The 9,220-nt window shown below is 61.9% G+C and carries 15 protein-coding genes; 4 read left to right on the plus strand and 11 right to left on the minus strand.

Features of this window, described 5'->3' with window-relative positions:
• Positions 1 to 391 precede the first annotated feature (391 nt).
• On the plus strand, positions 392 to 1,174 hold the full coding sequence (gene lptB, locus AC07UX_RS09890; protein WP_495191719.1) for an LPS export ABC transporter ATP-binding protein: 783 nt from the start codon (positions 392 to 394) through the stop codon (positions 1,172 to 1,174).
• Positions 1,175 to 1,219: 45 nt separating this feature from the next.
• On the plus strand, positions 1,220 to 2,755 hold the full coding sequence (gene rpoN / locus AC07UX_RS09895; RefSeq protein ID WP_495191720.1) for an RNA polymerase factor sigma-54: 1,536 nt from the start codon (positions 1,220 to 1,222) through the stop codon (positions 2,753 to 2,755).
• A gap of 235 nt (positions 2,756 to 2,990) precedes the next feature.
• On the opposite strand, the gene AC07UX_RS09900 is transcribed toward rpoN, so the two are convergent.
• Both AC07UX_RS09900 and AC07UX_RS09905 read right to left on the minus strand, forming a co-directional pair.
• Positions 2,991 to 3,203 (minus strand): helix-turn-helix transcriptional regulator, encoded by a 213-nt coding sequence (locus tag AC07UX_RS09900; RefSeq protein ID WP_495191721.1) that lies wholly within the window; start codon positions 3,201 to 3,203, stop codon positions 2,991 to 2,993.
• Positions 3,200 to 3,619, minus strand: a complete 420-nt coding sequence (locus AC07UX_RS09905; protein WP_495191722.1) for a hypothetical protein — start codon at positions 3,617 to 3,619, stop codon at positions 3,200 to 3,202. The genes AC07UX_RS09900 and AC07UX_RS09905 overlap by 4 nt, the downstream gene beginning before the upstream one ends.
• Positions 3,620 to 3,937: 318 nt before the next feature.
• Here AC07UX_RS09905 and AC07UX_RS09910 point away from each other — a divergent pair, with 318 nt between their 5' ends.
• A complete protein-coding gene (locus AC07UX_RS09910) occupies positions 3,938 to 4,792 on the plus strand; it encodes a D-amino-acid transaminase (RefSeq protein WP_495191723.1) in 855 nt (284 codons plus the stop codon).
• A 242-nt stretch (positions 4,793 to 5,034) separates the two neighbouring features.
• Entirely contained in the window at positions 5,035 to 6,054 is a 1,020-nt protein-coding gene (locus tag AC07UX_RS09915; protein WP_495191724.1) for a MarR family transcriptional regulator, read from the plus strand.
• Between the two features lie 140 nt (positions 6,055 to 6,194).
• Here AC07UX_RS09915 and AC07UX_RS09920 read toward each other — a convergent pair whose 3' ends face one another.
• The 9 genes from AC07UX_RS09920 to AC07UX_RS09960 all read right to left on the minus strand — a co-directional run.
• Positions 6,195 to 6,524: a tyrosine-type recombinase/integrase gene (locus tag AC07UX_RS09920; RefSeq protein ID WP_495191725.1), complete on the minus strand. Its 330-nt coding sequence runs from the start codon at positions 6,522 to 6,524 to the stop codon at positions 6,195 to 6,197.
• A complete protein-coding gene (locus tag AC07UX_RS09925) occupies positions 6,437 to 6,832 on the minus strand; it encodes a tyrosine-type recombinase/integrase (RefSeq protein WP_495191726.1) in 396 nt (131 codons plus the stop codon). The genes AC07UX_RS09920 and AC07UX_RS09925 overlap by 88 nt, the downstream gene beginning before the upstream one ends.
• 75 nt (positions 6,833 to 6,907) lie before the next feature.
• Positions 6,908 to 7,138, minus strand: coding sequence for a hypothetical protein (locus tag AC07UX_RS09930; RefSeq protein WP_495191727.1), 231 nt, complete (start codon positions 7,136 to 7,138; stop codon positions 6,908 to 6,910).
• Between the two features lie 8 nt (positions 7,139 to 7,146).
• Positions 7,147 to 7,446, minus strand: a complete 300-nt coding sequence (locus AC07UX_RS09935; protein ID WP_495191728.1) for a helix-turn-helix domain-containing protein — start codon at positions 7,444 to 7,446, stop codon at positions 7,147 to 7,149.
• A complete protein-coding gene (locus tag AC07UX_RS09940; protein ID WP_495191729.1) occupies positions 7,443 to 7,904 on the minus strand; it encodes a hypothetical protein in 462 nt (153 codons plus the stop codon). Before AC07UX_RS09940 ends, AC07UX_RS09935 begins: the two co-directional genes overlap by 4 nt.
• Positions 7,891 to 8,139 carry a hypothetical protein gene (locus tag AC07UX_RS09945; RefSeq protein WP_495191730.1) on the minus strand — a complete coding sequence of 83 codons (249 nt, stop codon included), beginning with the start codon at positions 8,137 to 8,139 and terminating at the stop codon, positions 7,891 to 7,893. Before AC07UX_RS09945 ends, AC07UX_RS09940 begins: the two co-directional genes overlap by 14 nt.
• Positions 8,136 to 8,414, minus strand: a complete 279-nt coding sequence (locus AC07UX_RS09950; protein WP_495191731.1) for a hypothetical protein — start codon at positions 8,412 to 8,414, stop codon at positions 8,136 to 8,138. Before AC07UX_RS09950 ends, AC07UX_RS09945 begins: the two co-directional genes overlap by 4 nt.
• Entirely contained in the window at positions 8,411 to 8,860 is a 450-nt protein-coding gene (locus tag AC07UX_RS09955) for a hypothetical protein (RefSeq protein ID WP_495191732.1), read from the minus strand. The genes AC07UX_RS09950 and AC07UX_RS09955 overlap by 4 nt, the downstream gene beginning before the upstream one ends.
• A partial coding sequence (locus AC07UX_RS09960; protein ID WP_495191733.1) for a hypothetical protein occupies positions 8,857 to 9,220 on the minus strand: 364 nt, incomplete at its 5' end. The genes AC07UX_RS09960 and AC07UX_RS09955, both read right to left, overlap by 4 nt.

Raw genomic sequence — 9,220 nt, forward strand, 5'->3', positions numbered from 1 at the left:
GCGGAAAGCCCGACAATGAAATTCTGACCGGCCGTGCGTCCTGCCAGTCGAATGGAGCGATCCGCAAACCCACGCTATTCCGCCGAAAACGGACATGAATTGTGGATTAACCCGGATGGAAATAGACGCCTCCGCTGATCCCGCATCGGCAACGCCCTGTCGAGCCCGCGCCGGCACGGCGGGACGGAATGCAGTGATTCGCCGGCAACAAAAGGGGCGAATTTGACCGGGCGATAAAGGCGCGAATTTTACCCCCGCCCATCCTTCTTGCGGCCCCTTTCGCGATTTTCCCCCTTGCCCCCGCGGCGATCCCATGCACAAAGCTTGCCAACTGCCGTGCGCGTACCAATTTCTCCGCGTGCCCGAATGAACGGCTGCAAGGACAAGACGCATGAACGACGTGGTGACTCAGGACCGGACGGCGCAGCGCCCGCAAATCCCGCATGAAGTGGGGGAAGGCCTGTCGGTCATCTCGATCGCCAAAAGCTATGACAAGCGCGTCGTCCTGTCGGACGTATCGTTGACCGTGGGCAAGGGGGAAGTCGTCGGCCTGCTCGGTCCCAATGGTGCGGGCAAGACGACCTGCTTCTATTCGGTCATGGGCCTGGTGCGCCCCGACCATGGCCGCATCGTTCTCGACGGGCAGGACATCACCAACCTGCCCATGTATCGGCGCGCGATCCTGGGCCTGGGTTATCTGCCGCAGGAAACCTCCATCTTTCGCGGCATGACCGTGGCGCAGAATATCGGCGCCGTGCTGGAGCAGGCGGAGCCGGACAAGACCGCCCGCGCCGCCCGCCTGGAACAGTTGCTATCCGAATTCGGCCTCACGCGCCTGCGCGATTCCGCCGCCATGGCGCTGTCGGGCGGTGAGCGCCGCCGCTGCGAAATCGCGCGCGCGCTGGCGGCCAATCCGTCGATCGTGCTGCTGGACGAACCCTTTGCCGGTATCGACCCCCTTTCGATCGCGGACATTCGCGATCTGGTGAAGGATTTGAAGACGCGGGGCATCGGCGTGCTCATCACCGACCATAATGTGCGCGAGACGCTGGAAATCGTCGACCGCGCCTGCATCATCTATGGCGGGCAGGTACTTTTTGCCGGCAATCCGACCGAGCTGGTCGCCAACGCCGACGTGCGCCGCCTCTATCTGGGCGAGAATTTCCAGCTTTGATATGATCCACACGCGCGCCCTTCTTTATGATCGGAGCGGCGCATAATGGCGCTCGGCCCGCGCCTGGACATCCGCCAGAGCCAGTCTCTGGTAATGACGCCCCAGCTCCAGCAGGCGATCAAGCTGCTGGCGCTGTCCAATCTGGAGATCGAGGCGTTCGTCGCGGGCGAACTGGAAAAAAATCCGCTGCTCGAATCGGGTGGCGGGGATGACGGCCCGCCTGCGCCCAACGGTATCGACCAGATGGTCGAGGCGCCAACCCTGTCCGCCGAAACCGGTGGTGCGGACGATCTGATCGCGCAGGGGCTGGGCGCGGCCGACAGCCCGCTCGACGTCGATCATGGCGCGGACAGTTTCATCGACGATGGCCCCGGCGACCGGATGGCAGATGGCATGGCCGAAGCCCATGGCGCCAGCGGCGGCGGCACGGACGCATTGTCGGGCAGCTATGCCGAGGACGCGCCGGACTTCGACAGTTTCGCAGCGCCCGACATCGGCTTGCAGGAACATCTGATGGGACAGGCCCGCGCCACGCTGTCGGGCATCGACCTGCTGATCGCCACCCAATTGATCGGCCAGATCAGCGAAGCGGGCTATCTGGAGGCAAATTTGCTCCAGACGGCCCATGGCCTCGGCATCCCCCTCTTCGACGTCGAGCGGGTGCTGGGCGTCATCCACACATTCGATCCCACCGGCGTCGGCGCGCGCAGCCTGTCCGAATGTCTCGCATTGCAAGCCAGGGAAGCCGACCGCTACGACCCCTGCATGGCGCGGCTGCTCGCCAATCTCGACCTGCTGGCCAAGGGCGCGCTGCCCCAGCTGCGCCGTATCTGCGGCGTGGATGAGGAAGATATGGCAGACATGATCGCGGAACTGCGCGGTTATGACCCGAAACCCGGCCTGCAATTTTCGCAGATGAGCGCCGCGCCGGTGACGCCCGATCTGTTCGTACGGCCCACCCGCGAGGGCTGGGCTGTCGAGGTGAACAGCGCCACCCTGCCCCGCGTCCTCATCAATCGCAGCTATTATGTCGAACTGGTGAGCGGCCCGCAGGACAAGACGGCCAAGGCCTGGCTCGCCGATTGCCTCGCCAGCGCCAACTGGCTGGTGAAGGCGCTGGACCAGCGGCAAAAGACGATCATCAAAGTGGCGAGCGAGATCGTCCGCACCCAGGAAGCCTTCTTCCAGCAGGGTGTCGCCCATCTGAAACCGCTGACGCTCAAAGCCGTGGCCGACACGATCGGCATGCACGAAAGCACTGTCAGCCGCGTCACCTCCAACAAATATCTGTCCTGCCCCCGCGGCCTCTACGAACTCAAATATTTCTTCACCAGCGGCGTGGCGTCATCGGGTGGCGACGGCGGCTCCGTCTCGGCCGAAGCGGTGAAAAGCCATATCAAGGCGCTGATCGGCGCGGAAGACCCGCAGTCCATCCTGTCCGACGACACGCTGGTCGACCTGCTGCGCGCCAAGGGCATGGACATAGCCCGCCGCACCGTCGCCAAATATCGCGAGGCACTGGGGATCGGGTCGTCGGTGCAACGGCGGCGACAAAAGGCATTGAAGGGCAAGGCGGCGTAAACCACAAACGGACCTGAGATGGGGATTTCCAGCTTGCTCCATAGCCGTCACCCAGCGGAAGCTGGGGTCTCAGGCGACAGTAAAGGGAGTATAGCCATCTAGCGCTATCCATTTATGCAGTATATCCACGCCTGAGATGCCAGCTTTCGCTGGAATGACGGGTTTTTCAGGGCTGAAGCCGACAGCCTACGCCCTACCCATCCCAGCCATAGGCCAAACAGGCCCTACCCCCGATTCACCCCGCATCCCCTATCCAGAACAGCGTTTCGACCGGTTTGCCGATCACCCGCGCAATCCTGATCGCCAGCAAGGCGGAGGGAGAAAAGACCAGATTTTCGATCGTATTGATTGTCTTGCGCGACACACCCACGCGCTGCGCCAGGTCCGCCTGCGTCAGGCCAAGCCGGTCGCGCTCTTCCCGCAGTCCGTTCAGCAGCCGCTCGGTCATGAATGGATCGACACCCGTTCCGACACGCCAAAGCTGATCAGTGCGGAGCTGATGCCTACCGTCATGATGATCTGGATCGCGTCGCGCGGGCCATAATCCTTCAGGAAAGACAGCGCATAGCAGACCATCGCCGTCGCCAGCATGTTCCAGAATCCGATCATCAACGATCGCCGCCGGTTCATGTCGCTGCCTTCGTCATTCAGCATGCCGCGCAGGCGCGGATCGCGGAACAAGCCACTGGCCCACAGCATGAACAGCGCGATCACCAGGCCTGTGACGCCCCAACTGACCGGACCTGCCCCGCCATCGTCCATCCGCTGCGACTGGGTCACGATCAATATCGTCCCCATCACGATCGCCGCGGTCGATCTTCGCCGGGCCAAACGTTCCGCCCGATCCGCAACCATCGTCGTCATGTCAACCTCCACGTAACCCATAGGTTACATGTAACTTCAAGGTTACACGGCGTCAACACCGGTGCGCCTGTCCTACTTTGCGCTGTCCCGCTATGATCGCTGCGGCGCTTTCCAAGAACCGGCCGTGCGGCGCGGCATCGCTCGCAACATTATGTCCGACATAGGAAATTCCATGTCGCGATTAGCGGGAAATATGCGAAGTTAAGGCGGGCAAATCCTATTTTGGCGCGCCATCCCGGTCGCCCTTGACCCCGCCCGCGCGAGCGGCAAAAGCAGCGGCCAGACACGCCCAAACCAGATCAAAGGATCGCCCCTATCATGTCCGTCGCCTATCTGAACGGTGCCTTCCTGCCGCTCGAAGATGTCCGCATCTCGCCCCTCGATCGCGGTTTCCTCTTTGCCGACGGCATCTATGAAGTGGCGGCCGTGATCGACGGGAGGTTGGTCGACAGCGCCAGCCATCTGGCCCGGCTGGAACGGTCCACGGCCGCCATCGGCATCCCCCTGCCCCTGTCTCTCGACGCGATCGAGGCCGCTCAGAAGGAACTGGTCGTCCGCAGCGGCCTGACCGAAGGCCTTGTCTATCTCCAGATCACCCGCGGGGCGGATGCCAGCCGGGACTTCATCGCCGCGCCCGGCCTGCAACCGACCCTGTTCATGTTCATGCAGGACAAGGCTGTGGTCGATCTGCCCGGTGTGAAGACTGGCATATCCGTTGCCACCATGCCCGACCTGCGCTGGGCACGACGCGACATCAAGAGCGTCGGCCTGCTCGCCCAGGCCATGGCCAAGCAAGCAGCCAAGGCGGCCGGCGCGCAGGAAGCCTGGATGATAGAGGATGGCTTCGTCACCGAAGGCGCCTCTTCCACCGCCTTCATCGTCACCGACGAAGGGATCGTCACCCGCCCCTACAGCCAGGCGGTGCTGGCCGGCTGCACCGGCGCGGCGCTGACCGCGCTGGCGGAGGAAAGCGGCCTGGCCGTCATCCGCCGCCCCTTCACGCTCGAAGAAGCCCTGACAGCGAAGGAAGCCTTCATCACCAGTGCCTCCACCCTCTGCCTGCCGGTAGTTCGGATCGACGGCCAGCCGATCGGCGACGCTACGCCCGGCCCGATCGCCTCCCGCCTGCGCACCCTCTATGTCGATTTCGCCCGTGCGACGTCGGTTAGATAAGGCAGAAACGACAAATGACTCCAGAATGGAGGAAGCTTCATCCCTTGTTTAAGGGATAGGAAACTTCCGCCATTCTTGCGTCGATCTGGTGGCACGCCATGCGGATATCGGGCGCATATCGGACCGGTATGCCGCCCCAATGCGGCCTTTCCGCCCAATATCTCCATTATGGCTGAATTCCTGGCTGAAACGATCCGTTCTTGCTTTATTCTTAGGAACGAAGATAGAACGGGAGTCGGACCATGATGGAAGATTTTTCCTACGCCCAGCCCCTGACGGGATCTACGCCGCCCCTCGCGCCGCGTGATGAACGGCCCAGCCTGCTGGTCGTGGCGGACCGGATGGAGGGTACCGATCTGGAACCGGTGGCGGATGCAGCCGGCTTCCGCCTGCTTGGCGTCACGCCATTGGACGATGCGCCCGTCCGGCTCGATCTTCAGGCACAATGCGATAGCATTCTCCTCTTCTGCCCGTCGATGACGCCGTTGCTGGAACGACTGCTGGTGCAGGTGGAAACCCAGGCGATCCAGAATGGCATGGCCGTCATTCTCGTCGCCGGATGGGAGACTGTCGAACTGGCCTTCGCCTGCCTGCGCAGCCCGCACAGCCAGCTGCTGTGCGATCCCGACCGCACCGAACTGGCCGCCGCTTTGGTCGCAGCGGGCGAACATCGACCCGCAGCAGGCCAGGTGCATGAGGTTGATCGTGAGGGCGCCCGGCTTCAGCGGCTGAGCGAGGAGGTCGGTCGCCTCGCCCGCACGCTCGACGCGCTGACGGAACGGACGGGCATGGCGATGCCCAGCTTCGACCTTGGCCCGCGCATTTCCGACAGGCCAAGCGATTATATCGGAATGCCTGCGCTTGCGCCGATCGGCGCGCCTGTCGGCACCGTGGCATCATCGGCGGACAGGGGCGACCCGAGCATCACCGCGACCCAGGTTCGCGACCTTCTCCGCGCCCGGCGCATCCGCGCGGACTTCCTGCCCGGCGATCTGTTCGCCGATCCGGCCTGGGACATGATGCTGGACCTGCTGGCCGCGCGGCTGGAACATGAGCGGGTGTCGGTATCGAGCCTGTGCATCGCCGCCGCCGTACCGCCGACCACGGCCCTGCGCTGGATACGCACCCTGACCGACAAGGGGCTGGTGGAGCGCCAGGCCGATCCGCATGACGGCCGCCGCGTTTTCATCGCCCTGGCGCACGAAGCCACAGAAGCGCTGACCCGCTGGTTCGGCGCCTGCCGCCGCCTGATCGCCACCTGATCGCCACCTGATCGCAGTCTCACGCTTACGCTTGACGGCCCGACTTTTTCGCTTAGATAGGCCCTCTCCCGAGAGGGGGCGATTAGCTCAGTTGGTAGAGCGTCTCGTTTACAAGGAAAATCCGTGCACTGCTTAAGCCACTAAGATGCTTGGCTTTTCTTATTTTTTTTGATTTCCGCTCCGGGACTATTCCGGGACTCCGAAGCCTCTAGCGCCTTGCGAACATCGTCATCGAAGGCGTGTGCGTAACGCAACGTGGTACGGATGTTCTTGTGTGCCAAGGCCTTTTGGGCAGCGGCCAGATTGCTGGTCTGGCGGAGGATCCGCGTCCCGCGCGTGTGGCGCAGATCATGGAAGCGGAAACCGTCAATTTTGGCGGCCGTCAGGGCTTCGCTCCAGACTTTGCGCCACCCATCCTTGGAAATTGGATATCGTTCGCCCTTGCGGCGCTCTGGCGGTTCTGCTGGCACTCATACGTGAACACCTGCGGGCAGGCCTGCGACTGTGTGGCGACCAAAACGATCATGTCTGTGGTCAGCGGGCGTTTGATGCGGTTACCGCCCTTAACGGTTCGCCATGCGACCTTGGCGGGTAAATCCAGATCGGACCATAACAGAGTGCGGACTTCCGACACGCGCCAGCCTGACAGCAGCGCGAATTTGACGAATGGCTGATAGTCCTCGCGGATGGAGAGGAAGAGCCGGTCTTCCTCATCGAATTGCAGTTCGCGCGGATCATGCTCCTTGACCGCGTAGCGCATCGCGCTCCAGTCCGGCATTTCACCGACATCATATTTGGCGCGTTCAGTCGCCCGCCAAAATGCGCGAGCGACGTCGATTTCTCGATTGACGCTTTAGCCTTCGACCAGCGCGGTGCGCTTGCGGAAATAAGTGCCGATATCGACATGGTCTATGTCGGCCAAAAATGTGTTGTGGCCGATCGCGTTGACGAAACTGTCAAGCCATGTCTCGGTCGATTTGCTCCACCGTTCCTCTTTGCGCAGCTTCTGTTCGTACAGACCGGCAGCTTCATCCAGGGTGATCGGCTTCTTGCGCTTAACGTTGAGAGCAGCTTCTGCCCTCATCTGCGCCTCTACCCTTTCGGCAACCCTTTTCGCTTTTTTGCCCGTCGAACCGTGAAATCGCCGACCACGATATTGGAAGTCGTATTGCCAGTTCGTTGATTTTGGCGTTTTGTAAACTGACATTGTTCATCCTCACGGATGCGGCTCGCCACGTAGGCGTCGCAATCCTCCGGTCGATAGCGAATCTTGCGCTCAGTTAGCGCTACATAACGGATATGACCTTGCTGGCGGATGCGGCGCAAGGTCTTGTCACTGATATGGAGGCGCTCAGCCGCCTCCTCTGGTGTCAACAGGACAGGGCCGCTCACGCCGCCAATTTCCTTTCCGCTTTGCCCGCGATCTCATCGCGCGGCGGGATCCAGAAGGTCGGAGCGAAAGGCCGCCCTTGGAAATCTGTCATGGGAGCGCGACGCTTGTCCCATACCACCCACATATAGTAGATCTTGCCATGATCGTATGCGTCATCGCCCAACTGCTTGATGATGTTGCCCGGCGGCATCGACGGCCGTTCGTACAGGATCCACACGCCGATCGGCGTCTCGTCCGTGAAAAGCCGATATCGGCCTTCACTTGCCAGCCATTTCAGGGGCAGCAGGGCACAGACCTTATGCGTGGCGATCGACAGAGCGCGGCGGATAAATTTCTCCGCCAGACCGCGCACTAGACGGCCGTTCTGGAATAAGAATGGCGGATTGAATATGATCGAGAGGCCGCCACTCGCCTCCAGCAAATGGCGCTGGTCGCCCAGCAGATTATGTTCCCCCATGAATAGCCGATGCCCGGCGGCGCGGTCGAACAGATCCGTACCATAAGGCGGCAAGTCCGCGTTCTGTCAGCGCTTCGGGAATATGTAGCTGACCACAGCACGGGTCCAGATAGGTGACGTCCGTTTCCAGTGCGATCATGTCGAGCAGGCGATGCGTCACCCATTTTTCCTCGACATACCAGTCCCAAGGATGTCGGGTGCTGCCCTTCCGGCGGGAAGTTAGTTCGCCGCTCATGCGATTTCGGCCTCAAATTCGATATCTGTCGCGCGGACATACGCTTGGATCCCCATGTCCTTGGACGGGCCATATCCCTCAATGAAATCACCGCTGACGGAGTCGGCTTCGATGACGCCGCGCGCCTGAAGCTGGGCGATATGCTCGGCATGTTCTTGCAGGTCGTAGAAGGGATAGAAGCTAGCCCAAAGTTCACTCATGAAAGTTTCATCGAACTTGGTTTCATCTAACGTGACGTCTATCGTCTGCGTCACGCTGATGCGGAAGGTTTTCATGCCGCGTTCCTTTGCTCAATGGTTGCGGCGCGCAGATCGAGGACGGGCAGTGCCCAGACATGGACGTAGAGATGCGCCCAGCGCCAAATGAGGGTGAGTTGTCGGAAGATCGGCAGATGATCGCGGTCGGCGGCGTTATCGAGCGCGCGGCGCGCGGTCGCGACGATGGCAAGCCAGCCTTCCCGATCGGTCGGGTTGGGTGGCCGGCCTATGCCGGTGAGTTCTGCTCGATCCAGCGTGGGGATTCCCAGCTTACGAGCGATCAGCACGGCAAGGATGTGCCACTGCGCCATATCGACGTCGCGGGCCTCAGTCAGACGCCAGCGCTTATCGCCATTGCCGACCTTGCGGATCTCTTCGGCCCATAGGGCCACGCGCTGCTCGCAAACGGCGACGATCGCGGACCAGTGTTCCTCAGTCGTAAAGGCCCAAGGCGCAGCGGTCATAGATGCACCGCCTGGCGGCCTGCATCCGTTATGGTCCAGAAAGCATAATGGCCGGGGCGGGTATCGCCTTTGTCGACCAGACCCCAGCGCTCCAGGCGGCGAAGCATGTTCTTGGCCTGCGGGAGGCACCTGCCCCGTATAAGGAGCCCGCAGGCGCTTGCGATCTGCGACGTCAGGCCACCTTCATCCTCCGACAGGAAAGACAGCGCCGTATGCTCTTCCAGCGTCAGCCGGGCAAGGACCGCAGGCTGGGGCAGGTGCATGGTCGCCATGTAATCGGTCATCCGATCATGCTGGGCTTTTGCCATGTCGCTGGCGCAGTCGGGGCAGCGCACAAGTGCGGATCCGGTGCAGTCCATG

Source organism: Sphingobium sp. GW821-FHT02B05 (assembly GCF_059421905.1).

What these genes read in the sequence shown, in the direction of transcription:
- AC07UX_RS09955 (WP_495191732.1), bottom strand. Translation starts at nt 8,860, where the DNA reads ATGACCGCTGCGCCTTGGGCCTTTACGACTGAGGAACACTGGTCCGCG.
- AC07UX_RS09940 (WP_495191729.1), bottom strand. Translation starts at nt 7,904, where the DNA reads ATGGGGGAACATAATCTGCTGGGCGACCAGCGCCATTTGCTGGAGGCG.
- rpoN (WP_495191720.1), top strand. Translation starts at nt 1,220, where the DNA reads ATGGCGCTCGGCCCGCGCCTGGACATCCGCCAGAGCCAGTCTCTGGTA.
- AC07UX_RS09910 (WP_495191723.1), top strand. Translation starts at nt 3,938, where the DNA reads ATGTCCGTCGCCTATCTGAACGGTGCCTTCCTGCCGCTCGAAGATGTC.
- AC07UX_RS09950 (WP_495191731.1), bottom strand. Translation starts at nt 8,414, where the DNA reads ATGAAAACCTTCCGCATCAGCGTGACGCAGACGATAGACGTCACGTTA.
- AC07UX_RS09930 (WP_495191727.1), bottom strand. Translation starts at nt 7,138, where the DNA reads ATGAGGGCAGAAGCTGCTCTCAACGTTAAGCGCAAGAAGCCGATCACC.
- AC07UX_RS09925 (WP_495191726.1), bottom strand. Translation starts at nt 6,832, where the DNA reads ATGCCGGACTGGAGCGCGATGCGCTACGCGGTCAAGGAGCATGATCCG.
- AC07UX_RS09915 (WP_495191724.1), top strand. Translation starts at nt 5,035, where the DNA reads ATGATGGAAGATTTTTCCTACGCCCAGCCCCTGACGGGATCTACGCCG.
- AC07UX_RS09905 (WP_495191722.1), bottom strand. Translation starts at nt 3,619, where the DNA reads ATGACGACGATGGTTGCGGATCGGGCGGAACGTTTGGCCCGGCGAAGA.
- AC07UX_RS09900 (WP_495191721.1), bottom strand. Translation starts at nt 3,203, where the DNA reads ATGACCGAGCGGCTGCTGAACGGACTGCGGGAAGAGCGCGACCGGCTT.
- lptB (WP_495191719.1), top strand. Translation starts at nt 392, where the DNA reads ATGAACGACGTGGTGACTCAGGACCGGACGGCGCAGCGCCCGCAAATC.
- AC07UX_RS09945 (WP_495191730.1), bottom strand. Translation starts at nt 8,139, where the DNA reads ATGAGCGGCGAACTAACTTCCCGCCGGAAGGGCAGCACCCGACATCCT.